We start from the raw sequence: 25786 nt of genomic DNA on the forward strand, positions 1-25786 counted from the left end.
AATTTTGTCTACACTCTTTATGAGCGATTTATAAGTTTTAGTGTGAGGTATGCTTAGAATTGCATTGAGATGTTATAATATATTGATTTATACATTATTTTTCACAGTGAATAAGAACTCCAAATAAAGTTGTCATATTTTCTCATTAGCTGCTCTCATTATGAAACAATCAAAATCATTTATTTGCATATCATAAATAGGACCAATATGGGGATAAAAACATTGAAGAAAGAAAATACTTTTTATAAATTTTATCCAGTGCAAGAGCTTTCTCAAAATTGATAGTAGGCAAAGTGAATGATAGCTTGTTTTTTATAAGCTGGGGAGACAGTGGTGCAATAGATCCTACTTTTATGGAGGCTAGGGTGAGATAGGATTTTAAAAAAAACATTTCCCAACGCTCGTCATACTCATTTCGCAACAGCGCTTGTTAATGGTATAAGGGGAAAGCTCTCGGGAATAATATAAAACTTATAGGGCACCCACTATCTTTACGCTTAATAAAAGGGCACGCCAGCGCCATCATCCTCAGTGTTGCTCGACAACAGCCCTTTGTTTTGAGACGGTCCATTATAAGCATTTTTAGTTCTTTCTCAAACATTTTGTATTCATACAGCTATCCTTGTTTGCAACGTGCAAGAAAATGGGTTTCATTGTTTCATGATGAGAGAGATTGGGAATAAGAGAATCTTACGATATGCGGGATTCTAATTTAATATGAACAACACTAGATTATCATTATAAATCAAAATAATTATATAATAACCGAGGTAGATAGACACTATTTTCAGTTCTATTTTATGAGGTGTTTTAATCAATGCATTTGAAGAGTTATTATGTGGAATAGGGTATATTTTCCTCATGAGGAGTAGGTGTCTGGGGGGCAAAAAATGATACAATCATGTTTGCTAATTTTTGCGCTACGTGCTGTTTACTCATATGGGGCCATTGTTCAACTTTTTCCTTACTCACGAGATAAACTTGATTTGTATCAGCACCCATGACACTTGTTCCATCTAGTTGAAGAGAAATATCATTAGCAAGAATGAAATCAGCTCCTTTTTCAACACATTTTTTTTGTGCATTGGCAATGATATCACATGTTTCAGCAGCAAAACCAATGACCAATGAGGGGCGGTTTGGAGCGTGTCCAATTGTTGCTAAAATGTCAGGATTTTCGACCATATGAAGGGATGGTGGTATTTTATGAGCATTCTTTTTAATTTTGTGTAACGACTGCGTTTGACTGCGCCAATCACAAACAGCGGCAACGAAGATGGCGCCATCAGCAGGCAATGCTGTTTGAACGGCTTGTAACATCTGTTGTGCTGTTTCAACATGAATGGTTTTTACTTCTTGTGGGGCTGCAAGATTAACAGGTCCACAAATAAGTGTTACTTTTGCACCCAAATGCGCAAGAGCGGTTGCGATGGCATGACCTTGTTTACCTGAAGACCGATTAGCAAGATAACGCACCGGATCAATTGGTTCATGGGTAGGGCCAGAGGTAACGATGAAATGGCGGTCAGAGAGAGGTTTTTCATGTACATTCAACAGAGTCTCTATGGTAGCGACAATGTTTAAAGGTTCGCTCATGCGCCCATATCCTATCTCGTCACGTTCAGCCATATTTCCGATTTCTGGTCCAATGATATGAACGCCATCTGCGCGCAGTTGTGCAACATTGCGAATAGTAGCTGGATGCGCCCACATGGACGGATTCATAGCGGGTGCAATTAAGAGTGGACAATGTGCCGCTAAAAGAATGCAATCAGCCAGATCATCTCCTATGCCATTGGCTATTTTTGCAATGCGATTGGCTGTAGCAGGGGCTAAAATAATAAGGTCAGCATTACGTGCTAATCGGATATGTCCAATATCGTGCTCTTCTTCGCGTGAAAATAAATCAGTATATACAGTACCACCGCTTAAAGCTTCAGCGGCTAAAGGCGTAATAAATTTTTGCGCTGCTTTTGTCATCACAACTTTTAAGTGTGCTCCACGTTCTTGTAAACGGCGAATTAAATCAAGTGCTTTATAGGATGCAATACTTCCTCCAATAATAAGAAGGAGTGATTTTGATTTCAATGATTGCACTTCAACAGCACGAGTATGAGAGAGTTGTGCGGTGAAAGGAGGGGGATTGCTTAAAAGGCGTCGGACTTCTTCTTCCATAGAAATACCATTTTGCGCGGCGCGTATGCGCAAAGCTTCTTTGGTTTCAGGAGACAGGTTACGAATAGTAATGCTGGCCATAAAATACCTCCAAGAAATAAAATGCTTGCAATGATTTCATTGTTGATATTTTTAGCATATTAAGGAAATTAGAAAAGATGAAAAAAGTAAAAAGTGAGACAAACGCAACAAAGTGCAATGATGAAAAGGCTATAACGACCATAACGGTTTCTACGACTTTGTTCGACAGCAAGTTGTTTGAGGGTGTCAGGAGAAAGATTAAAACCTGTTTTTCTCATTTGATTAAAATCTTCTTCTATCCGTTGGAAATTTTGAACCAATTGTGGTGTTTTACGTGCCAGCGAAAGGAGAGCTTGCGCTCCTTCACTAAAGTCTTTTGCAACGCCTACGGGTCCTAAATTTTTACTAATCCATTCTTTGACAACAGGTTCAGAAGCTTTCCACATATTAAAAGTTGGGTCTAATGTGCGGGCAACACCTTCCACGACAACCATCGTTTTTTGCAGCAATAAAAGTTCAGGTCGCGTTTGCATGTCAAATAATTCAGTGACTTCAAACAACAATGTGAGCAATTTAGCCATGGAAATGCTTTGTGCTGATTGTCCGTGAATTGGTTCGCCAATAGCCCGGTTGGCTTGCGCAAAGCTTTCAATATTATGGTGTGAAGGAACATAACCTGCCTCAAAATGGGCGCGTGCAACCCGATGATAATCGCGGGTAATAAAGCCATAAAGAATTTCAGCAAGGAAATGCTTTTCTTTTTTGCCAAGCCTTCCTGTAATGCCTAGATCAACAGCAACAATACATCCTTGCGAGTCTACAAATAAATTACCAGGATGCATATCGGCGTGAAAAAAACCATCACGCAATGTATGACGAAGAAAAGATTGAATAAGCGTAATGGCAAGCGCCTGCAAATCAAATCCTGCTTCTTTGAGTTTGGAAATTTCGGATATTCTGATACCATCAATCCATTCCATTGTAAGAACATTACGTCCTGTCCGTTCCCAGTCAATACGTGGAACTCGAAAGCCTGTATCATGTTGAATATTTTCAGCCATTTCAGATATAGCTGCTGCTTCTAAACGTAAATCCATTTCAATGCGTGTTGTTTGTGCTAAAGTATCCACCACACAAACAGGACGAAGCCTTCGAGAGGCAGGGATGTAGCGCTCTTGTAAGTGAGCAATGAGATAGAATCCTCTAAGATCTTTAGAAAAACGTGCTCTGATATTAGGACGAATAACTTTTACAGCACATTTTTTTTTATGACCAGTTTCATCACTGTATTCAGCTGGATGAACTTGAGCAATAGAAGCGGCGGCAATGGGGGGATAAAAATTTACGAATAAATCATCAATAGAGCGACCAAGAGAACTTTCAATTTGAGCAATAGCAGCAGTGCAAGAAAATGTTTGGACACGATCTTGTAGTTGTGACAAATCTTCTGCAATATCACGCCCCACAATATCAGGTCTTGTAGCAAGAAATTGACCAAGTTTTATGTAAGAGGGTCCAAGCTTATTAATGGCATACGAAATATTTTCAGATCGCTGTTTCTTTTTTGTTTTGCGTCGTGCTAATGTACCAGCTATGCGATGACATAGCGCTGGAAATCCTTGAAGATCATCATGAGGAAGAGCACTTAAAACACCTTCACGTGTTAAAACCCATCCTGCACGCATCAATTGAAAGTAAGGGGAAATTTGCACCATTTTTTAAATTTTCCAACCTGAATGCAGCGCTGCAATCGCACCGGTGAGATTGCGGTACGATACCCGCGAAAACCCCGCATTCTTGATCATATGGGCAAAATCATCTTGCCTAGGAAATTTGCGGATAGATTCAACCAAATAACGATAAGCATCGCCATCATTTGCGATAAATTGACCCAGCTTAGGGATAGCATGGAAAGACCAAATATCATAAATTTTATCGAGCCAAGGCATCTCAACATTTGAAAATTCTAAACATAAGAAACGTCCACCGGGCTTTAAAACACGAAAAGCTTCTCTAAGAGCTTGATCAATATGAGGAACATTGCGAATTCCAAAAGCAATAGTGTAAGCGTCAAAGCTTTGATCTTCAAAAGGAAGATTTTCTGCATTGGCTTCAACAAAATCAATCAGAGGGGCAAGACCATTTTTTTGTGCGCGTTTTTTGCCAACGCTGAGCATTGAGCCATTAATATCAAGCACTGTAGCATGGGCTTTTTGGCGTGAAGCATTAAGAATACGAAAAGCAATATCACCTGTACCGCCAGCGACATCAAGAACTTTCCAATGAGAAAGTGCTGGGGGGGAAAGCCAAGCAATCATGGAATTTTTCCACATACGGTGTAGCCCTAAGGATAAGATATCATTCATCTTGTCGTAATTTTCAGCAACAGAATGAAACACACCATCTACCATGGATTGTTTTTGTGTTTCATCTACTCTTGTAAAACCAAAAGAGAGCTCCATGCCACCCTTGGTTCCTACACGTTCTGTTTCAACTGCCATGTGTATGATCTTCCTTATTTTTCTTTTATCGTAAATGAAATAGAGAGGGAATGTTCAACTACGAAAAAACAACGTATAAAACTACGACATTTACACAGCCAAAAGCAGAAGAGTACCTTTAGATATCAAGATTGGCAACGCTTAAGGCATTGTCTTGAATAAAAATACGTCTAGGCTCAACTTCATCACCCATGAGACGAGAAAAGAGTGAATCTGCATCGGTTGCATCATTAATTTTTACTTGTAAAAGAGAACGTGCATTAGGATCAAGAGTTGTTTCCCAAAGCTGTTCAGCATTCATTTCCCCAAGACCTTTATAACGTTGAAGAGTAAGACCTTTTTTACCATTTGTAAAAATGCTCTCTAAAAGGCTAATGGGCCCAAAAATACGCTCTGTTTTATCTTTGCGACGTAAAAGAACAGGAGGGTGGTATATGTCGATAAAATTTTGGGAAATGCGATCAATTTGGCGTGCGTCAGTTGAATTTATAAGCCCCACATCAAGCGTAACAACATCTTTAACACCACGCAAAATACGCTCAAAACATAAGTTTCCATCTGCTGTATATTGTCCACTCCAACCTTGTTCCATATCATCAGCAATCAGATTAAGGCGGTGTGCTATAGTATCTGCTATTTTTTGTGCTTTTTCTTGTGTTGCAAAGACTTCAGGATTAAAAGCGCCAACAATTGCTGCTTGTTCAACAATATTACGGTCATAACGGGTATGAAGACCATTTAAAAGTTGACGTAATATACGAGCATCTTTAGCGAGTTGATACAAATCAGCCCCTGCACGAACTTCTCCTGTTGAAAGCTCAAGCGTTGTTTCTTCTAATCCAGTATCGATCAAGAATTCTTCAAACGCTGCTTCATTTTTAATATATTGGGAAGATTTTCCACGCGATACTTTATAAAGAGGAGGCTGAGCAATATAAAGATGTCCACGTTCAATCAACTCAGGCATCTGTCTAAAAAAGAAAGTGAGCAGCAGAGTACGAATATGAGCTCCATCAACGTCCGCATCCGTCATGATAATAATCTTATGATAACGTAATTTATCCGGTGAAAATTCATCTTTACCGATAGACGTTCCAAGAGCTGTAATAAGTGTTCCAATCATATCAGATGAGAGCATGCGGTCGAAACGTGCTCGTTCAACATTGAGGATTTTACCACGAAGGGGTAAAATTGCTTGATTTTGACGTGAGCGCCCACCTTTTGCTGAACCGCCAGCCGAATCCCCCTCGACAATAAAGATTTCTGATTTTGCAGGATCACGTTCTTGGCAATCGGCAAGCTTTCCTGGCAGAGAAGTGATATCAAGCGCTCCTTTTCGTCTTGTGAGTTCACGTGCTTTGCGTGCTGCTTCACGTGCTGTTGCAGCTTCTACCACTTTACTAATGAGAAGTTTTGCTTCATGAGGATGTTCTTCCAGCCATACTGAAAGACCTTCATTGACCAAATTTTCAACAATAGGGCGCACTTCAGAAGAGACTAGCTTATCCTTTGTTTGTGAAGAAAATTTTGGATCAGGAACTTTGACAGAAAGAATAGCTGTTAATCCTTCACGGCAGTCATCACCGGTTAAGTTCACTTTTTCTTTTTTAGCAATACCTGAAGATTCAGCATAGCCATTAATTTGGCGTGTAAGGGCACTTCTAAAACCTATCAAATGAGTTCCACCATCACGCTGAGGAATATTATTGGTAAAACACAAGACCTTCTCATGATAGGAATCGTTCCACCATAGGGCAACATCAACGCTCATACCATCCTTTTCACTTGCAATGTAAATAGGGTCATCAAGCAGAGCTTTTTTTGATTGGTCAATATATTTGACAAACTCCGTTAATCCACCTTCATAATGCAATTCAACTGATTTAACATCAGCATGACGTTCGTCAACAAGAAGAATATAAACCCCAGAATTTAGAAAGGCTAATTCCCGTAAACGGCGCTCCAAAGTCTCAAAATCAAACTCAACCATAGTAAAAGTTTCAGAACTTGGTAAAAATCTGATTTCTGTTCCACTTTCTTTATCGCAATCGCCAATAACTTTTAATGGAGCATCAGCCACCCCGTGGGTAAAAGATATTTCATGAATTTTACCATTCCGTCTGATTTGCAATTTAAGCCAAACGGATAATGCATTCACAACAGAGACACCAACACCGTGTAATCCACCTGAAACTTTATAAGAGTTTTGATCAAACTTTCCGCCGGCATGAAGCTGTGTCATAATAACTTCAGCTGCAGAAATACCTTCTGTTGGATGGATATCTGTCGGAATTCCACGTCCATTATCACGAACAGAACAAGAACCATCAGCATGGAGTGTGACGTTTACAAGAGTAGCATGACCGGCTAGAGCTTCATCGATAGCATTGTCTACAACTTCATAGACCATATGGTGTAAACCCGATCCATCATCAGTATCACCAATATACATACCAGGACGTTTGCGTACAGCATCAAGACCTTTGAGAACTTTGATAGAAGCGGCGTCATAGTTATTGCTTTGTTCTGGTGAGGTTATTTCATCACTCATAAGTTAGTCCATTCCTGTGTTCAATTTACAATATTTTATCTGCTTTTTTTTAAGCTCAATGTTTTGATCAGTTATTTATGGAATAACCACATTAAATATTTACCGTATATCAGATCTAGATTCAATATCTGTCGATATATAATGGAAAGAATGATAGTGTAGTATTATACAGAAAAATACAGTTTATTTAGGGTGGTGATATAAATATTTAAGCGCTTCCTTGATATATTGTCATCCTTTTATTCAACTTTACAACTTTGAAAACGTTCATGACAATGTTTTTAAATAATAAGGTAATGACACAGTGTTTACGTTTTTTTCTCATTTCTGTAATGGAGGTTACGTCCTCATTTAAAACAACATGCCATTGTGCTACTTATTTACGCACTTTTTAAGAAGCATCTTTCAATGTTCTCAGACTTGTTTTCTATGACGTTTGAATAGCATAAAGTACCTTGTGAATGCTATAAAATCCATTGTCTTATCTTGACAGTAAGGTACAAACCAGTATCATCATTTTATTTTCAGCTTTTAAATGTTGATGCAACCTTAATGTTGAGAAAACCCTTGGCATTTGAGAGGTATTTTTACTCTTTTCTTCAATAGTACTTATATACTCCCTCCGGTTGTGATACACAAAGAAATAGTTTTGATATTTTCAATATAAATAAATTAATATTACAAATCAGTATCTTAATATTTTAAGATACGCGGGATATTTTGATAAAATAGAGTGTATCACTAAAGTATGTACAGCTTATTTCTTATATTTAAAAAATCAAATCGCCTTTCGTTAAAATTACTTTTTATATTCATTTGGGAAAATTAACATCAGAAATCTAAGTATTTTCAGTAGGTTTCAAAAAAATATATGAAAACTGTTAAATTTTTTAACAGTTTTTAAAAATAGCAAGAATTTTATTTATTAAACGCCAGATATTTTGGTGAAGTGCGTTAGATAATAATTGAGAAGAGTTGCATCTTAGTTTTGAAAAATGGGGGAGAAATTTTGAAAATAAAAAAATCTATATATGTAAAACAGCTTCAATCGCGTTTACGGTACTTTTTATTCAATAATCCATATAATATTTTTATTCGTATTTTATTTGTAGCAGGTGGGGTTCTATTTTCCTCTTACGCAGAAGCTGAAAGGTTGCCTTCTTTTTTTGATTCGCATGAACATTTGGTGCAACCTGATACAACGGATATCCTTCGTTTGCGTTTTGTAACAACTTTTGATTTTCCACCTTTTAATTTCCTTGATCAAACGGGGCATCTTGCAGGTTATAATATCGATTTATTGCGCGCTATTTGTTCAAAATTAAAACTAGAGAAGCTTTGTGAAGTAGAAGTAATTCCTTGGAAAGAGCTTGTGGAACATGTTAAAAGTGGTGGTGCAGAAGTCATTATTGCGGGTTTAAAAGAAACAAGTAAAACCCAGCAAGATCTTGTTTTTACAAAGTCATATTTGCGCTTTCCAGCGCGATTTGTTGCTTCTCGATTTTTAAATATCGATGAGCCAATAAGCGATAAATTGCTACACTTAACCAGTGGTGTTTTGTCTAAAAGTGTTCACGAAAAGCTTTTTCATTATTATTTTCCTAAAGCCAAATGGCAAGGATTTAAAAAGAGAGAAGAGCTCTATAAAGCATTACAGGAGCGTAAAATTGACCTTATTTTTGATGATGGATTTGCTTTATCGTTATGGTTCAAAAAACAAAAATCTGTTGATTGCGGTCATTTTGTTGGGGGGGCATATATGGCGCCACAGTTATTGGGACAAGGAATGCAGCTTGCTGTTGCAAAAAAGAATGAAAAATTGGTTGATATACTCAATTATGCGCTGAAATCTCTAGAAGAGGATGGTAAACTTACAGAACTTTATTTGCGTTATTTTCCAATAAGTTTTTATTGATGAATAGTTTTTTAGTTAAGAGCCGTTAATCTTTCTGCGCCTAGTCGATAGGAAATAGCCTCTGCGAGATGATAACGTGAAAGATTATCTGATTCGTCAAGATCAGCAATTGTGCGTGCAACTTTGAGAATGCGATGATAAGCGCGTGCAGAGAGGTGCATTTTTTCACTCACATCTCGTAAGAGTATGGTCGCACTTTTATCGGGAATGGCAATCTGTTCTATAATTTTGGCAGGGCAATCGCCATTGGTACGAATATGATCAAACCCCATTGTTGAAAAACGTTTAGCTTGAATGTTACGGCACCGTGCGACGCGTTCGGCAACGTCGCAGCTTTTTTCTGATTGTTCTGGTTGCATAAGGTCCATAGCTGTTAAAGCAGGGACATCTATCCGTAAATCAATTCGGTCAAGCAGAGGACCAGAAATACGGGACTGATAATCGATTTGACAGCGTATTCCTTTAGGGCAAACATGGTCTTTTTCGCCTGCCATACCACAACGGCAAGGATTCATTGCGGCAATGAGTTGGAAGCGAGCAGGATAGCTAATATGGTGATTAGCGCGGGCGATAACCGATTCTCCGCTTTCTAAGGGTTGACGAAGAGAATCAAGAACCTGCGGAGAAAATTCAGGCAATTCATCAAGAAATAACACACCATTATGGGCAAGGGAGACCTCTCCTGGCCTTCCTTTAAGGCCCCCACCAATCATTGCGGCCATGGAAGCAGAATGATGTGGGGAACGAAAGGGGCAATGAAGTGAGATAGTATTATGAACCGTTTCTCCTGTAATAGAAGCAATAAGAGAGACATCTAAAAGCTCACGGCTATCAAGGGGTGGTAAAATGGAAGGTAAGCGTTGCGCTAACATAGATTTCCCAGCACCAGGAGGACCTACAAACAAAAGGTTATGGCGTCCAGCAGCGCAAACTTCCAAGGCGCGTTTGGCTGTTTTCTGTCCTTTGATTTCGCAAAGATCTGGAAGTTCAGTTTCGATAGTGTATTGGCGCGGTTGTGGACGTTTTTGAATTTGGGTTCCTTTGAAATGGTTGACTATAGTGAGAAGAGTCTCTGGGGCAAGAATATTTATTTCTGCATTTGCCCAGGCAGCTTCAGGTCCACATTGGAAAGGACAAATCAGTCCTTTATCGAGTGATAAAGCTGTCATGGCAGCTGGTAAAACACCATTAACAGCGGTAAGTGAACCATCCAGTGATAATTCTCCTAAAATAATATAGTCTTGCGCTACTTCGGGAGGGAGGATTCCCATAGCAAGCATTAAGCCTACGGCGATTGGCAAATCATAATGCGATCCCTCTTTAGGCAAATCAGCTGGTGCAAGATTAATCGTAATCCGTTTAGTAGGCATAGAAAGTCCACAAGCGTGGAGGGCTGCTTGTACACGTTCACGGCTTTCTGCAACTGCCTTATCAGCTAATCCAACAATAGCCATCCCTATTTTACCAGGGGAAATCATAACCTGTACATCGACAGGAACTGCTTCTAGACCGCGAAAAGCAACAGTTGTAATACGTGCGATCATTTATTTATTTTTCCCCTTTAGACTTGGTAGAGACAATCATATCTATACATAAAAATCAAGAAGCATCTCTATGGTTTTTTTTATAGAGAAATCTATATACATGAGCAGTTTTTAGTGTTCTCATGAAAAGTCATTTGTACAAATTTAACCATGATAGTATGGGACGCAATAAAACATTTATAATAAGCTAAATAAATATGTTAAGAAAAAAGAAAGAGGCTGTTCGTGTTATACAACAGTGCAGAATTTTATGAAAATATAAGGGGAGGGTGACGTTATGTATCGCAGAGTGTTATTTGATGTGATAAAACGTGCAAAATGTGCAAAGTAATTATATTTACCTTTCTTATTTTTATATTATTTAAAGTGTAGTAGACGCAAAGTGTATTATAGGGTATCTGATTTTATGGTATACCAGACAAGAATTTTGTTAAAATCAGGGACTGTGCGCTGTGTATTTATAGGCTTGTGTTTCGCTTTTTCTTTTCCACAGCCACTTGCTGCATTTGATTTTTTCGGCATACCTTTTTTTGGTCAAAAGAAAACAAATGCTTCTTCAAATTATGCCAAAAGTACAGAGAGATTTTATAAAGTTGATGTTGTCGCACCGCCAGGCGCGCCATTAGAAGGTATAAAAATAGTTAAATCTGTTTCTTCTCTTGTTGCTGATAAAGAGAAAGGATCTGCCAGTTCTTCTGGTTTACTAGCCAAGGCGCGTTCAGATTATCGAGCAATTCTTTCTGCTCTTTATGCTGATGGACGCTACGGCGGTGTTATTAGCATTAAAATTAATGGCTTAGAAGTCGCTGATTTAAGTCCGGTAACTCAACTTCCAGCACAATCCAATATTGTCATTACAATTAATGCCGGTCCACAATATGTTTTTAGTGTTGCAAATATTGATAAAGTCGCTCCATTTGAAAAACGTAAAGCGCATAAAATGCCCACAATTGAAGAATTGGGCTATAAAGTTGGGGCGATTGCTAAATCTGAAACCATTTTGAAAGCAGAAAAATGGGCGATAGAAGGATGGCGTCAACAAGGTTATGCTAAAGCTAAAATTATGAAGAGTGAGGTCGTGGCTGATCATGCTGCGTTGCGTGTTGAAGGACGGATTGTTGTTGATCTTGGACAAAAGGCTCATTATGGTCCTTTAAGTGTGCGTAATATAAGTAAAAAACCACGTGTAGATTCAGCTTATATCGCATGGATGACCGGATTGAAGCTAGGACAGAAATACGATTCCGATGCATTAGCTAAGGCAAATGAACGTCTTGCGCGCCTTGGGGTTTTTCGTGCTATCAATATACGTGAGGCTGATACCATTAATCTAGACGGCAGTTTACCGCTTTCACTTGTTGTACAAGAACGTAAACCGCGTCGTTTTGGTGTAGGCGGTAGCTATTCAACATTAGATGGTGCTGGTTTTGAGGCTTATTGGATGCATAACAATCTTTTTGGTCATGCAGAGGTTCTTAAAATTGAAACAAAAATAAGTGGTGTTGGTAGTAATAAAAAGCAATCGTATAATTTTAAAAATTTTGATTATCTTTTTGGTGGCACGTTTATAAAGCCTGGTGTACTCACGCCAGATACAGATCTCAGGTCAGAATTAAAAATACAACAAGATGTTCTAGAAAATTATACGACAAAAGCCATCAAAGGAAGATTAGGTATTACACATATTTTCAATGGTAATCTATCGGGGCAGGCTGCTGTAGAAGTTTCAAATGGTTATTCACGTGATATCTATTTTGGGAGCCGTAATTTTACAACAATAGGTTTCCCTAGCGGTTTGATTTACGATAGTCGTAATAATAAGTTTAATGCAACAAAAGGTTTATATGGGGAAGTTTTCATTGAGCCTTTTTATGAGATGCGTTTTAGCAACTTTGTTGCAAAAGTAACAGCAGAAGGTCGTTCTTATTGGGCGTTGGACGAACGAGATCGTTTTGTTTTTGCTGCGCGGGCAAAGATTGGTACAATTCTTGGGAATGATACAGCACAAATCCCTGCGAATACGCTTTTTTTTGCTGGTGGTGGTGGGTCTGTTCGTGGTTATTCTTACCGTAATATTGGTATCAAAACAGAAAATGATGCGGTTGTTGGTGGACGGGCGGTTGTTGAAGGATCGGCAGAATTGCGTGTTTCTTTAAATGATAAAATAGGGTTTGTCGGTTTTCTTGATGGAGGTGTCGTAGGGGAAAAGGCAAATTTTGATTTTTCTCAAAAAATTAAATGGGGAGCCGGTATAGGAGGTCGTTATATGACGGGTCTTGGTCCTTTACGCGTTGATTTAGCCTTTCCTTTAAAGAGAGAGAAGGGTGATCCTCGCATTGGTTTTTATGTGGGTATAGGGCAAGCATTTTAATGAAAAAAGGTGTACGTTTATCAGCTTTCTTCTTTGTATTTTTGTTTTTTGGGGTGGGTGGTTTTGTTTTTGCGCAAAGAGGAGACATTCTTCCCTCTAGCGAAATGAAAACAGAAGATCGCTCATGGTTTGTTTCTTTAATTGAACGAAAGCTTTCAGCGCCTAATCGTCAAGTTCGTTTACACAATATGCAAGGGACACTGTCTTCTCAAACATCAATTGATACTATTACTGTCAGTGATAAAAAAGGGGTTTGGCTTAAAATTACCAATGCTAAAATGGATTGGAATCGTCTAGCGTTGCTGAGAGGGCGGATGGATATTAACCAGCTTTCGGCAGAACAGGTTACATTTTTACGAAAACCGCAAGGCAATTCTTCTTTTGTTTCTTCCCTTGAGACGGGTAAGTTCTCTTTACCAAAATTGCCGCTTGCTCTTTCTATCAATACGCTTACAGCTCAACATGTGACTTTTGAACAGAATCTTTTGGGTTTTTCTGCTGATATGTCCTTAAAAGGCAATTTCACCTTGGCGAGTGGTAATTTTGATGTCGATATAGCGGCGCACCGTTTAGATGCACCGGGTTCTTTTTCTGTTTTCACCAAGATATCTGATAGTAATCGTACAGCTCAAATTGATATTTCTGCTAACGAACCACAAAATGGTATTTTGGCGAATATTTTTAACATTGAACAACATCCAGCATTAAATCTCGTCGTGAAAGGTGATGGTACTTTTGATGATTTGGTTATCAAACTTACTTTAGAGTCTGATCATCGTTCTATTGTAGATGGTAATGTTATTCTTGCAAGTGTTCCAGAAGGACAGAGTTTGTCTACGAAACTAGAAGGAACACTGAGCCCTTTAATACCTTCTCAATATCGTAGTCTCTTCGAATCTAATATAACATTAAAAGCAAAGGCAAGAAGAACAAAAGAAGGTGTGACACACCTTGATCAGATGGTTATTCAGAACAAAGCAATGAAGGTTATAGCCAATGCTGAAATAACCGCCGATGGATTTTTGCGGCAGCTTTTTGTTGATGGCAAAATGGCTCTTGATAACGAAAAGGAGTCTGTTCATTTACCTGTATCAGAAGTGCCAAAACCTGCGAATACTCTTGCTTTGAACATTGACTATGGTCGCGAAGGGCAACAATCTTGGAATGGGCGGTTGGTTGTAAGTCATTTAAGCAATAAAAATATTTATATTCGCGATGCAATTTTTGATATGGGAGGAGTAAGCGAAAATCTTGATAATGCAGCTTCTCGTCATGTTGGTGTTCAGGTTAAAGGGACGCTTCAAGGGGTTAAAAAGATTAAAGGAGCGTTAGTAGAAAATTTAAGCCAAGCGGTTCATGTGCATTTAGATACGGATATTGTTTCGAATAAACCAATTTTGATTCATGATCTGAGTGTTACGGCTCAGGGTTTTTCTTCTTGGCTAAAGGGGACAATGGAAAATTTTGTTTTTAAAGGCGATCTCGGTTTAAAAGCTCAAACATTAACTCCTTTGGAAGTGTTCAGTAAACAATCACTTTCTGGTAGTGCAGATATTAAAGCCAAAGGAACGATCAATTTATTAAGTGGCATTTTTGATCTCCAATTATCAGGAATGGCTGACGATATGAAAATAGGCGTGCAGTCTTTTGATCGTTTATTCAAAGGAAACATCACTCTTTCAGGTGGTGCTACTCGAAATACGAAGGGTTTTATTTTTCGTCATTTTAATTTGAAAAATCAATATACAAACATAGAGGCTAATGGTTATTTTTCAGATGAAAGCGCTAAAATGGATCTATCTGCTCAAATATCTGATTTGTCCAAATTAGACCCAAAGATAAGCGGTGCGCTTACAATTCAAAGTACGGCGAGAGGGCGCAATAGCCATATAAAACTAAATACACGTGTCCATATTGCTGAGGCATTAATTGTAGGGAAGAAACTTCAAAACACAACACTTAACATAGATGCATTTGTAGATAATACAGCACCAGTTACTTCTTTAACAGGGTTGGTAAAAGGTGAAGGGATTTTTGCTAAGAAACCTTTGCATTTATCGGCCTCTTTTAAAGATTCTCATAAAATTCGAAAACTTGAAAATATCGATATTAGAGGGGGAAGCGCAAAAATAACGGGTGATCTTTCTCAACAACTTGGCGGTTTTTTGAAAGGAGCGCTGCATATTGATGCCGATGATATTTCCGTACTTTCAGCGTTATTTTTGCAGGATGGTAGTGGAAAAGTAAAAGGAGATTTCATTTTTGATGAACAAAATGGTAGACAAAAAACCAATGTGAAGGCGTATGTTAACCATTTGAATTTTTCCAAGAATAAAATAAAAAAATTGGCAATAGATGCTGACATATTCGATCCTTTTGGCAAGACTCAGTTTGAAGGAGTTATCAATGCAGAACATATTCAAACACCTTTGGTAATGGTCAATCGTTTAAATGCTCACGCCGATAGAAATAATGGACAAACGGTTTTTACTGTTCAAGCGATGTTGCATGATACTCTCAATGCTCGGCTTTCTGGTCGTTTAATGGTTGAGGAACTTCCAGAAAGTATAAAACGAGAAGTGCAAATTGAAACTGTGGACCTAAAACAACATACTTTTCATGCAACATTGCCGAAACCATCTATAATTGCTTTTGATAAAGATGGAATAACAATCAATGAATTAGGAATTGCAATAAATGGAGGCAACATCATCTTAGCAGGGAATATTCAAGATACCCTGAATTTGCAACTTACAATGAATGCGCTTCCTGCTACTTTAGTCAATCTGTGGAAATCCGATCTTGGAGCAGCAGGGAGGGTAACAGGGCGGGTTATGATTCGTGGTCATTTTAAAAAACCTGATATAACTTACGATATAAAAGGTGAGGGACTAACAACCGTTGCTTTTCAAGATAAAAAAATTATGCCTTTTTCTCTTTCTGCTACGGGAAACACTGTAGATCAAAATCTTACTTTGAATGCAAATTTAACAGGAGAAGGAGTGCAAGCACAAGCTCAGGGGCATGTATCTCTAGAGAAAAATACGCTTGATCTTCATGTTAATTTGCAAAATTTATCTGCACGTTTGGCGAATGGTTTTATTGCAGGACAAGCGCTTGATGGGACACTGATAGGCAAAATTGATATTGGTGGAACAATGAAGGATCCATCTGCTCATTTTGAGCTTTCTAGTCAAAATTTAACCGCTATGACGCATAAAGGACCAATGTCAATCAATATGAATGCTCGTGGTTCTTATAAAAAATCGACATTTCATATTGAAAATATGATAGCTACTGGAGATAAAGGGTTAGATCTTTCCGTCCATGGGCCTGTATCTCTTAATGGTTCAGAGGCAAAATTAAACGTTAAAGGGATAATGCCTCTTGATTTTGTTAATCTCTTATTAGCTAAGCGTGGTGCACATATAACGGGTACAGCAAGAATTGATACAGTTCTTAATGGAACGTTATCAAAGCCACAATTGATAGGAAATATTTCTATAGGCGACGGTAGCTTTTTTGATTCACAAACAAATGTGGGATTGAATAATATAACGCTTGAAGGCAAATTGAATGGTGATCATATCCTTATAGAGAAAGCTTCAGCTTCTTCGTTTGAGGGGGGAGGGATTTCTGCTTCAGGTCGTATCTCTAATGGTCTAGAGACAGATTTGATATTTCATCTTGATAATGCCAATTATAACGATGGTTCTATGATTCTGGCAACATTATCAGGTGAGATGACAATGAAAGGTCATTTTTTAAATGATCTTGTTATTGGTGGTGATATCATCGTTGAAAAAGCTGAAGTTTTTGTTCCTGATCATTTTAAAAGTGCTAAGTTTCTTGATGTTAGAAATAAGAATTTAACTAAATCGATTCAAACAACACTTGAACGTGCTGATGTTAAGAAAACGAGCAAAAGCCGTATAGTTACACAAGAATCTTCATCTGTCGTGTTATCAAATATGAGTATTACAGCACGCAATCAATTTTTTGTACGCGGAAAAGGCTTAGATGCTGAACTTGGAGGACGCATTAATCTAGCAGGCCCATTGAATGATGTGCATCCAGTTGGTGAATTTAGAATGATTCGTGGACGTTTTGATATTCTTTCGCAACGTCTTAATTTTGATCAAGGGCAAGCGAGTTTTAGCGGTAATCTTAATCCTACGGTTTATTTTGTAACCAACAATAACAGTGGTGATATTCGCGTCACTGTAACGGTAAGTGGGACGATTGATAATCTTGATATTAATTTTTCTTCACAACCGAATTTGCCTCAGGATGAGATTTTGGCGCGTTTGATTTTTAATCGCTCTCTTAATGAATTATCACCATTTCAGATTGCTCAACTTGCAGCAGCAGCGGCTGATCTTGCAGGTGCTTCTAATACATCTTTGTTGAATACTTTACGAACTAAAATTGGGCTTGATGATCTTGATGTTATCGTTAATGAGAAGGGTAATACAGGCTTACGTATTGGACGCTACATACACAATAATATTTATTTGGGCTTTGAAGCAGGGTCTGATGGAACGACGAAAGGGACAATTAATTTAGATATTTCGCGTCATCTCAAAGCTAAAGGTGCCATAGGAAATGAACAAAATTCTAGCATTGGTCTCTTTTATGAAAGGGATTATTAAATATTGAATTTTAAAAAACAAATTCTTCGTTTTTTGTCTCTCATTTCTAAATCTGAGCAAGCAGACATAGACTAGAAACTCTATAAAAGAAGAAGCTTTTTATTGAGACGTGAAGAGATATATCTAAAAATTCGATTTTTTATTTATGCTATTCTCTAAAGGGACAAAATCTTCACGAAAAATAGTATGTTATTTTGCTGTTATATACTTATTGTAGAGAAATACCTTACCTTGTTCTCAAGCCCATCTCGTGCTGTTGCCTAAAGAATGTAGTGTATGCAATATATTGATTTATAAAGATAATTTATCATTATTCAATTTGAATTAGAACTTTGAATATCGTATGATTTTCTCATTGCGAATCTCTCTCATGTTGAATCAAATCATTCACCTTGCATGTTATAAGCGGGGAATCCTGTGTGGATAAAACTATTAAGAAATGACTAAAAATGCCTCTTATGAACCATCTCGAGAGCTAAGCCTGTCGCAACATTAGGGGCTGGCAAAATAGTGTGAATGGTGCTGGCTTGTTACTCCATAAGCGTAAAGATAGGGGGGTAATGGATTTCTCGTTATACAATTCACGGACGTTATCGCGAAATGGGCTTGGGGAAGACTTTGAGAGAAGTCTCTTTAAAACAGGCACCTGAATTTGCAACACAATGGCATTCTGTTTTTACGTGAAGGACATGATTCCATTAAAGAACGTGATAAACAAAAGCGTGAGGCAAGCGGAGAATTCATAAGATATCGATTTTATTGTCAAACGCATTTAAAGCAATATTTTTTAATAATAAAAATTACCTATCTGGACTAGCTGTCATGACGTATTCAACTGCTAGTACAGCGTCTTTACGTCGTTTTTCTGGTAGCAAATTGCGCATTTTTCCCATTGCTTCACTGGATGATTGGGATACATGCTGTTCGTTGTTTTGTGTTTGATCCTTATCAGCATTTGGTGTTTCTCGTTCACGGTAGCAGTGTTGCAGAGCAGCAGCCACACAGCCCATTGTTGCTAGCTTTTTACAACCGCATGATCGCATATACCGCCATGTCTGCCCCTATCTGTTATTCAACCGTTTTACTTGGGGCATCGCAAGGCGGTACCTCCGGTGGTCCACCATAAATGGTGTAACTCACTAGACTTTATTACATAAAGTCGTTCGTGGCTAAAGCCCTTTTTGATGCTGGCTAGCAGAAAAAAGCACTTCCTCCTTATCATGATTCCGGAGCTGTGCGGGAACGTAAAAACAATCCATTAGGTTCTGGGTCAAGGTCGCCGTTAGGCGCCCCGAAGGGGTTGCCTTGAACCTAAGAACCAAGGATTGTTAGTTCCCAAAAGCACGGCTTTTAGATCATGATTTTGGTGAGTGTACGGAGAGTTTGAGAGGCGGTAGCCTCTCATTACTCGTTTGAATCATCAAACATATCTAGGGTACTATCGTCCTTTTTTTCGTTTCTTCTTCGTTGAATAACGGTTGTAAAGGCAATTCTATCGCCATTGAAAATAAGGTTAGGATTGATAAAGTACCACCCTTGTCGTAAATGTTTAGCGATGATTTGAGCGCTTTCTAGTTCGGTTAAACCACATGCGAAAGTAGGAAGAGAAAGTGCTATTTTTTTCTTTATTGGCTTCGAGAAAGTCGTCTAAAGCTAGTTTATCTAATGGTACTAGATCTTTGCTTATTCCTTTTTCCTGCAACATCCAGACTAGTACTCCAAAAGCTTTTATTCCTGCTGTTTTTAATTCAAAAGTTAGAGCAATATTATTTGTGAATAGTTTTATAAACTCTTGCGAATCCACTCGTCGAAAAGTCGTTACATGAGTGCCTTGCATTTCACCAGTTGATTGATTGATTAAAACATTATCGTCACGTCCTAATCTTGATAATCGTATTCGTTGATTTTTTATAGGAACAGTCATTCCCTCAATAAATGGATTTTCTTCATATCGAATAGCTTTTATTTTTTTCATATAACGAATAGCCCTCCAAACAGAATACTCCAAAATATAACGCTATTGTGTTGCAAGTTCATGTGCTTGTTTTAAAGAAACATTTCTCAGTGTGCGCTTGAGCCTATTTCATAAGATTGCTTGTGAAATGGTATAAAGTACCTCTTATGAATGGTATAAAATCCATACTACCGTTATTAATAAAGGTATAAGTATTTATTAAGGATATAAGTTGGCATTATCATTCTATTTTCCAGCTTCTCATGTTGCCGACAATTTTTTCACTTGAAAATGTAGAGGTATTTTTATTTCTTATCTTGAGGGTTTTTATGCATACACCAATATCGCTTATGACACACAACAAGTGCTGTTGATTGATTCATCATAAATATAAAGAAAATTTGCAATAAGCAAATTACACCTTATCTTTTATTTAAGATATAATATAATAAATTATTATTATAAATCAAAGCATTAAGATGCATGCCAAAAAATATTTTTTGTAAAAATATTTATCAGAGTTATATGTCGTATTTTTCTATTTAGGTGGTTAAAAGAAAGAGGGATGTCATTTTACTTTCATCTGTTTTTTTGCATATTGAGATCATAGTCTTATATAAGCACTAACGTTGTGCATTTATAAACTCTTAAAGAAGTTAAGGTATTGGAGGAATATCACTTTAGTTTCTAAATATAGAAAAAACAGCAAAGCTTGCTTTAAAGCAAGCTACAACAGTAAAAAAGTTTTATAATAAATCCTCTCTTATTTTTTCAATGTTTTTTTCATGCTGAGTGTAGCTATAATTTGCAGCACAATTTATAATTGTCAGCCTATCCTGTTGTACCATAAAAGACTGACATTTGAGGTGCGATAACATAAGGCATGTAAGTTTTGACAAAGTATTTTGAAAGCACATGGTGAATATCTAGGGTAAGCCTTATATAATTGAATCACATAAGTTGTTATCAAGTGGAACGAACTCAATAAAAATCTGGATTGTTTACAGATCAGATTGGGTAGAATCTTTGTCCTTTAAGATGTGTGGAGAAAAAATTGTCAGTGTAGGGATAAACACGGATAAAGGTTGTATTAATCCAGATTCATCATCATAATCCGTGGCAATTTTTTCAAACCTTGATGCTCTCTCTTTTAGGATTCACAACACTTATGAATGTTTTAACACTTATTTGAGGAAGGGATTTTTGAAGTTTCATTGTTAGAGGCAATTACATTCAACAAAATAGCGAGTAAAGTTTTCATCTAAATTCAAGAAGTTTATTTTCAATAAACCATAAAATTCTCTGCCAATTCTTGGTTGAAGTAATACTGTTTCTTGGTAACAAGTCTTTTTTATAAATGGAGCATTACCTTCTATCCATTTTTTATTTCAAGTCTTATTTAAGGATCTAGAAATTAGGAGGTATGTTTTTTGAACTGGATATTATGAAGTTTTTTATAAAACCCATGTTCTTTTTCTAGCAATTCTTTTTGAGTACCTTGTTCAATCAGTTGTCCATTTTGTATGACCACAATTTTATGAGCACGAGCAATCGTTGAAAGGCGATGAGCAATAATGATCGTTGTGCGTCCTTTGGTAAGGTGATGAATGGCTTCATTAATTTGTGCTTCGGTGTGTGAATCGAGCGCACTCGTTGCTTCATCAAGAATCAGAATTTCACTATCGTGAATCATTGCTCTAGCGATAGCAAGTCGTTGTTTTTGCCCCCCTGAAAGATTACAGCCATTATCACCTATCTGTGTATCATAACCATTTGGCAAACTTATAATAAAGTCATGAGCATTTGCTGCTTTTGCTGCTTCGATAATTTCGTCATCACTAGCTCCTTCTTTTCCAAGCCCGATATTATATTTAACAGTTCCCTGAAAGAGAAAAGTATCCTGTCCTACATAGGCCATCAGATTTCTCAGAGAGCGAAATGTTGTGTAGCGGATGTCTTGATCATTAATCAATATGCGTCCTTTTGTGGGGTCATACAGGCGCATAATAAGGTTGATAAGGGTTGATTTTCCCGAACCGGATGGTCCCACCAATGCTGTCATTTTTCCGGCTTCTATTTCTAGGTTGATGTCTTTCAATACCATTTTCTTATCAGTGTAGGCAAAAGAAACATGTTCGAAACGAATAGTTCCTTGTGTTTTATTCAGATCTTTAGCTTCTTTATGTTCTATAACTGTAAGGGGACAATCAAGTATTTCAAACATCGTACGGATATTGACCAAGCCAGATTCAATTTTAACACGTACATTTGCTAGTCTTTTTGCGGGTTCATAAGCTAAAAGTAAAGCAACGATAAAGGACATAAATTCACCTTGAACACCTGCGCGTTGGGTTGCAAGATAACCGGAAAAACAAATAATACCTGCAATGGCAACACCTGTGAGTGTTTCCATAATCGGGTTGGTAATAGCTTCGAGTGTTGCAATATTGTTTGTTTGTTTTTCAACATCACAAATGGCTTTGTCCATCCGTTTTTTCATGACTTCTTCTAGTGAAAAGGCCTTGATGATTCGAATACCAACGGCCGTTTCCTGTACGATTTTGATAATTTCACCAAGTGAAAGGAGCTCTTTTTCCATCAGGCTGCGAACGCGTTTTAAAGCCATTCGAACGCCTAAAAAAGCTAGTGGTCCTACGATTAAAGTAATGGAGATTAACACAAAGTTTTGAATGAACATGACAAGCAACAGACCACTAACGGAAAGCAAATCACGTACAAAAGTTGTGATAATAGTATCAATTATATTACGTACGGCTGTCGCATTATGAGTGACACGAACAAGAAGATCAGATGAAGTGTTATTATGATAAAAAGAGACTCCTTGTTCCATAAGTCGTGCAAAAATTTTACGCTGTTGTTCAGCAATGATACTATTTCCTGCTTTGTTTAGAAAGTAAGTTTGGGAAAAAGTTGCAACTCCTTTGAGAATAAAGATAAAAGCAATGAAGCTAGAAATCAAAACAATCATAGGAAAATTTTGTGCATCAATAATCTGATTAACAACATCACGCATAATCCATGCACTGGTTGCCGTGGTACAAGAAATGATGATCATTGAGAAAATAGCCGCACTGTACCAACGCATATGTTTACGAAAATTTTCTCGCAAAAGGCGGATAATAAGATGTTTATCAAAAGAGGAAATTTGTTTTTTAGCCATGAAGTGCTTCTATATTCTCTCATTATTTTATGCAAGATTGGAACACTCTTAATTAAAAAGTCCCTTAATTTTTTTTACAAAAATAACCTTTTCTTTCAAGGTTCATTACATCGATTTCACGACGTAGAGAGTGAAGAATGTAGTGCAAAGTTTCTGTGACAGGTATAACGAAAATTCGTTGTTCATCATTATCTTTAGTTCAATAAAAAGCGCCGGCGAGTTTCACCATTGTATTTACCAATTCCCATATTGTGATAGCCTTTGGTACTTGAAATGGATCACAAAAAATATTTCTGCTTTTTTAATAATTTTTATGTATCATCTCCATTTGTGATGTATAAGCAAACAATTCTGCTGCATTGCATGATAAGAGAGCTTAAAATAAGCAGACCTTACGATGTTTAAGCTTTCTCATTTTATATGCAAAATAACGAATTCTTCTTATAAATCGATAAAGCATTATTAAACTCTTAAAAGAATTTATACACATTTATAAAACCTTAAAAGCACCACAAAAACTCTATGTGGTGCTTCTAAATAATACCATACGCTCATGTTGACGCGTTGCATGCAAATATTATTCCAATGCAAAACTATTTAGGTGCTATCACCATCATCATTTGCCGGCCTTCAAGCTTTGGCTCCAATTCAATTTTGGCAATTTCACTTGTATCTTCTTTCACACGCTGAAGCAGCTTTAATCCAAGATCTTGGTGAGCCATCTCACGACCACGAAAACGCAAAGTAATCTTTACTTTATCACCATGATCAATAAAGCGATGAACAGCCTTGAGTTTGACTCCATAATCATGGACGTCAACATTCGGGCGCATCTTAATCTCTTTGATTTCGATGACTTTTTGCTTCTTACGTGTTTCAGCAGCTTTTTTTTGGGTTTGATATTTTAATTTGCCCAAATCGATGATTTTACATACAGGCGGCTCCGCATTTGGTACAATTTCAACCAAATCAAGTCCCGCATCTGCAGCCATAGCAAGAGCTTCTTGTATCGCAACAACTCCCTGATGTTGTCCCTCATCATTGATAAGCTGAACATGAGGTACCCGAATATCCTGATTTGAACGTGGTCCGTCTTTTTGGGTAGGTGTCATTTTAAACGGTTTACGAATGGTTTATGCTCCTTAATTTTGATTCAACTACAGTTAATTTAATATACAATATATGCATCTAAAAACAACTATAATTCGTGTTATTTTCATTATTTGATTTATTACTTTTTGGAATGATTTAGATTATAAAAGTTTTTCTCTTAATTTAAAGAAATTGTTTTATGGAGGATAAAGAATCATGGATCAAAATATTCCTTGTCAGTTTTTTTCGTTTGAGAACACTCCACTTGCAGTACGCTATCGCAAGGGGCGCCAATCTCTAGGTTTGGTTTGGCTTCATGGCTATCAATCCGATATGTTGGGAAGTAAGGCAACGTTGGTTGACCAGTTTGCTCAGAAGAATGATTTGTCTTGTTTACGTTTTGATTACTCTGGACATGGAGAATCTGAAGGTGATTTTTTTCAAGGAACAATTTCGCGTTGGGTTAAGGAAAGTTTAGCGACTTTTGAAACTTATTGTGAGGGTCCACAAATTTTGATTGGTTCTTCTATGGGCGGGTGGATTGCGCTAAGGCTTGCTATGATACTAGCACAGAAAAATAAGAAGCTTGCTGGTATGATATTAATTGCTCCAGCACCTGATTTTACACAAACATTGGTGGAACCAAAATTAGGCCCAGAAGAATGGAAGATTTTGGAAGAAAAAGGCTATATTGAACGACCTGCTGTTGGTGATACAGAGCCAATGCCCTTTACAAAAACATTGATTGAAGATGGACGCGAAAATTGTGTTATGAAAGGATGCATTGATGTTGGGTGTCCAGTCCATATTCTACAAGGGATGGAAGATGAAGAGATACCCTATCAGCATACATTGACTTTACTTGATCATTTACCTCTCCATGATGTAACATTGACACTTGTTCGTGATGCAGATCATCGCTTTTCTCGTCCACAAGATTTAGATTGCCTTGAAACAGTATTGAGATCTTTTATTAATCAGATTAATGCAAAATAAGGGGTACATTTATTGATGAAGATAAAAATATATGAGCATTTCTAAACAGCATTTTATTTTTTCTGATCGCTCTGTACCTGTACGGGTGCGGGAAAATAAGTATGCGCGCCGTCTTACCTTACGTATTGATGCCAGCAGTCAAGAGATTTGTGTAACAACACCACCAGCGATAAGTCTCTGTACGATTCAAAGTTTTATTGAAAAGCATCGATCTTGGATTGAGGCACGTCTTGCTCGTATACAAATCTCTCATGAAAAGGCTTATCTCAAAGAGGGGGCAATGATCCCTTTATTAGGTGTTTCCCATACCATAAAGCATAGAGAAGGGCGTGGGGTAACAGAAATTATTACAGCAGATGCAGAACAAGAACCTCAAATTATTGTTTATGGTCTATTAGAATACCTCCCAAGACGCATTGCTGACGTTTTGAAAAAACAAGCAGCACTTATTATAACACCTTTGGTGGCACATTATGCCCATAAAGTAGAGCGTAAAGTCAAATCAATTTGTTATAAAGATACGAGAAGTCGTTGGGGATCTTGTTCAATAGATAAGCGTCTTTCTTTTTCTTGGCGCCTTGTTATGGCACCAAAAGAAGTTGTGGAATATGTTGTTGCTCATGAGGTTGCTCATCTTGTTGAAATGAATCACGGTCCAAGATTTTGGGCTCTTTGTGAAGAACTATGTCCTGATAGTAAAACGTATCGTGCTTGGTTGAAGGAAAATGCTCATAGATTGCAAGCAATTAATTTTGATTCATATAATTTAGAGGCGTAAAAAACTTTCAAATGAAGGTAATATTTAACGGAACTTTTTGTTGAGTGTTTTGTTG

General features: G+C 37.4%; 15 protein-coding genes and 1 pseudogene. 6 read left to right on the plus strand and 10 right to left on the minus strand.

Annotated elements, in window-relative coordinates:
* Nucleotides 1–834: 834 nt before the first annotated feature.
* The 4 genes from coaBC to gyrB form a co-directional block, all read right to left on the minus strand.
* Nucleotides 835–2256 carry a bifunctional phosphopantothenoylcysteine decarboxylase/phosphopantothenate--cysteine ligase CoaBC gene (coaBC, locus tag ACFIKU_RS00395; RefSeq protein WP_375656355.1) on the minus strand — a complete coding sequence of 474 codons (1422 nt, stop codon included), beginning with the start codon at nucleotides 2254–2256 and terminating at the stop codon, nucleotides 835–837.
* Between the two features lie 68 nt (nucleotides 2257–2324).
* Nucleotides 2325–3911, minus strand: coding sequence for a 2-polyprenylphenol 6-hydroxylase (ubiB, locus tag ACFIKU_RS00400; RefSeq protein ID WP_375656356.1), 1587 nt, complete (start codon nucleotides 3909–3911; stop codon nucleotides 2325–2327).
* Between the two features lie 3 nt (nucleotides 3912–3914).
* The gene (gene ubiE / locus ACFIKU_RS00405) at nucleotides 3915–4697 is read right to left on the minus strand and encodes a bifunctional demethylmenaquinone methyltransferase/2-methoxy-6-polyprenyl-1,4-benzoquinol methylase UbiE (RefSeq protein ID WP_375656357.1); all 783 of its coding nucleotides are present in this window, start codon (nucleotides 4695–4697) and stop codon (nucleotides 3915–3917) included.
* A gap of 118 nt (nucleotides 4698–4815) precedes the next feature.
* The gene (gene gyrB, locus ACFIKU_RS00410) at nucleotides 4816–7248 is read right to left on the minus strand and encodes a DNA topoisomerase (ATP-hydrolyzing) subunit B (RefSeq protein WP_375656358.1); all 2433 of its coding nucleotides are present in this window, start codon (nucleotides 7246–7248) and stop codon (nucleotides 4816–4818) included.
* A 1009-nt stretch (nucleotides 7249–8257) separates the two neighbouring features.
* Here gyrB and ACFIKU_RS00415 point away from each other — a divergent pair.
* Nucleotides 8258–9163, plus strand: a complete 906-nt coding sequence (locus ACFIKU_RS00415; RefSeq protein ID WP_375656359.1) for a transporter substrate-binding domain-containing protein — start codon at nucleotides 8258–8260, stop codon at nucleotides 9161–9163.
* Between the two features lie 11 nt (nucleotides 9164–9174).
* On the opposite strand, the gene ACFIKU_RS00420 is transcribed toward ACFIKU_RS00415, so the two are convergent.
* Nucleotides 9175–10707, minus strand: coding sequence for a YifB family Mg chelatase-like AAA ATPase (locus ACFIKU_RS00420; RefSeq protein ID WP_375656360.1), 1533 nt, complete (start codon nucleotides 10705–10707; stop codon nucleotides 9175–9177).
* A gap of 406 nt (nucleotides 10708–11113) precedes the next feature.
* On the opposite strand from ACFIKU_RS00420, the gene ACFIKU_RS00425 reads away from it, so the two are divergent.
* The 3 genes and pseudogenes from ACFIKU_RS00425 to ACFIKU_RS00435 form a co-directional block, all read left to right on the plus strand.
* Nucleotides 11114–13078 (plus strand): autotransporter assembly complex family protein, encoded by a 1965-nt coding sequence (locus ACFIKU_RS00425; protein ID WP_375656361.1) that lies wholly within the window; start codon nucleotides 11114–11116, stop codon nucleotides 13076–13078.
* The gene (locus ACFIKU_RS00430; RefSeq protein WP_375656362.1) at nucleotides 13078–17730 is read left to right on the plus strand and encodes a translocation/assembly module TamB domain-containing protein; all 4653 of its coding nucleotides are present in this window, start codon (nucleotides 13078–13080) and stop codon (nucleotides 17728–17730) included. The genes ACFIKU_RS00425 and ACFIKU_RS00430 overlap by 1 nt, the downstream gene beginning before the upstream one ends.
* Before the next feature lie 449 nt (nucleotides 17731–18179).
* A pseudogene (locus tag ACFIKU_RS00435) lies at nucleotides 18180–18460 on the plus strand (Arm DNA-binding domain-containing protein); the annotation flags it as partial.
* A 70-nt stretch (nucleotides 18461–18530) separates the two neighbouring features.
* Here ACFIKU_RS00435 and ACFIKU_RS00440 read toward each other — a convergent pair.
* The 5 genes from ACFIKU_RS00440 to infC form a co-directional block, all read right to left on the minus strand.
* Nucleotides 18531–18773, minus strand: a complete 243-nt coding sequence (locus ACFIKU_RS00440) for a hypothetical protein (RefSeq protein ID WP_375641325.1) — start codon at nucleotides 18771–18773, stop codon at nucleotides 18531–18533.
* 361 nt (nucleotides 18774–19134) lie between these two features.
* Nucleotides 19135–19359: a replication/maintenance protein RepL gene (locus ACFIKU_RS00445; RefSeq protein WP_342752785.1), complete on the minus strand. Its 225-nt coding sequence runs from the start codon at nucleotides 19357–19359 to the stop codon at nucleotides 19135–19137.
* Nucleotides 19280–19705 (minus strand): hypothetical protein, encoded by a 426-nt coding sequence (locus ACFIKU_RS00450; RefSeq protein ID WP_375656363.1) that lies wholly within the window; start codon nucleotides 19703–19705, stop codon nucleotides 19280–19282. Before ACFIKU_RS00450 ends, ACFIKU_RS00445 begins: the two co-directional genes overlap by 80 nt.
* A 1393-nt stretch (nucleotides 19706–21098) precedes the next feature.
* Nucleotides 21099–22865: an ABC transporter ATP-binding protein gene (locus tag ACFIKU_RS00455; RefSeq protein ID WP_375656364.1), complete on the minus strand. Its 1767-nt coding sequence runs from the start codon at nucleotides 22863–22865 to the stop codon at nucleotides 21099–21101.
* A 593-nt stretch (nucleotides 22866–23458) separates the two neighbouring features.
* Nucleotides 23459–23977, minus strand: a complete 519-nt coding sequence (infC, locus tag ACFIKU_RS00460; RefSeq protein WP_026500140.1) for a translation initiation factor IF-3 — start codon at nucleotides 23975–23977, stop codon at nucleotides 23459–23461.
* Between the two features lie 196 nt (nucleotides 23978–24173).
* Between infC and ACFIKU_RS00465 the strand changes: the two genes are divergently transcribed.
* Entirely contained in the window at nucleotides 24174–24953 is a 780-nt protein-coding gene (locus ACFIKU_RS00465; protein ID WP_375656365.1) for an alpha/beta hydrolase, read from the plus strand.
* A gap of 31 nt (nucleotides 24954–24984) precedes the next feature.
* Nucleotides 24985–25731 carry a M48 family metallopeptidase gene (locus ACFIKU_RS00470; RefSeq protein ID WP_375656366.1) on the plus strand — a complete coding sequence of 249 codons (747 nt, stop codon included), beginning with the start codon at nucleotides 24985–24987 and terminating at the stop codon, nucleotides 25729–25731.
* The last annotated feature ends 55 nt before the right edge of the window (nucleotides 25732–25786 follow it).

Source organism: Bartonella sp. CM120XJJH, assembly GCF_042194715.1.
In the GTDB taxonomy this organism is placed as follows: Bacteria; Pseudomonadota; Alphaproteobacteria; order Rhizobiales; family Rhizobiaceae; genus Bartonella.

Coding starts and splice junctions, on each gene's coding strand:
- ACFIKU_RS00420 (WP_375656360.1), bottom strand. CDS start 10,707: ATGATCGCACGTATTACAACTGTTGCTTTTCGCGGTCTAGAAGCAGTT.
- infC (WP_026500140.1), bottom strand. CDS start 23,977: ATGACACCTACCCAAAAAGACGGACCACGTTCAAATCAGGATATTCGG.
- ACFIKU_RS00450 (WP_375656363.1), bottom strand. CDS start 19,705: ATGAAAAAAATAAAAGCTATTCGATATGAAGAAAATCCATTTATTGAG.
- gyrB (WP_375656358.1), bottom strand. CDS start 7,248: ATGAGTGATGAAATAACCTCACCAGAACAAAGCAATAACTATGACGCC.
- ACFIKU_RS00425 (WP_375656361.1), top strand. CDS start 11,114: ATGGTATACCAGACAAGAATTTTGTTAAAATCAGGGACTGTGCGCTGT.
- ACFIKU_RS00465 (WP_375656365.1), top strand. CDS start 24,174: ATGGATCAAAATATTCCTTGTCAGTTTTTTTCGTTTGAGAACACTCCA.
- ubiE (WP_375656357.1), bottom strand. CDS start 4,697: ATGGCAGTTGAAACAGAACGTGTAGGAACCAAGGGTGGCATGGAGCTC.
- ACFIKU_RS00430 (WP_375656362.1), top strand. CDS start 13,078: ATGAAAAAAGGTGTACGTTTATCAGCTTTCTTCTTTGTATTTTTGTTT.
- ACFIKU_RS00440 (WP_375641325.1), bottom strand. CDS start 18,773: ATGCGATCATGCGGTTGTAAAAAGCTAGCAACAATGGGCTGTGTGGCT.
- ACFIKU_RS00470 (WP_375656366.1), top strand. CDS start 24,985: ATGAGCATTTCTAAACAGCATTTTATTTTTTCTGATCGCTCTGTACCT.
- ACFIKU_RS00455 (WP_375656364.1), bottom strand. CDS start 22,865: ATGGCTAAAAAACAAATTTCCTCTTTTGATAAACATCTTATTATCCGC.
- coaBC (WP_375656355.1), bottom strand. CDS start 2,256: ATGGCCAGCATTACTATTCGTAACCTGTCTCCTGAAACCAAAGAAGCT.
- ubiB (WP_375656356.1), bottom strand. CDS start 3,911: ATGGTGCAAATTTCCCCTTACTTTCAATTGATGCGTGCAGGATGGGTT.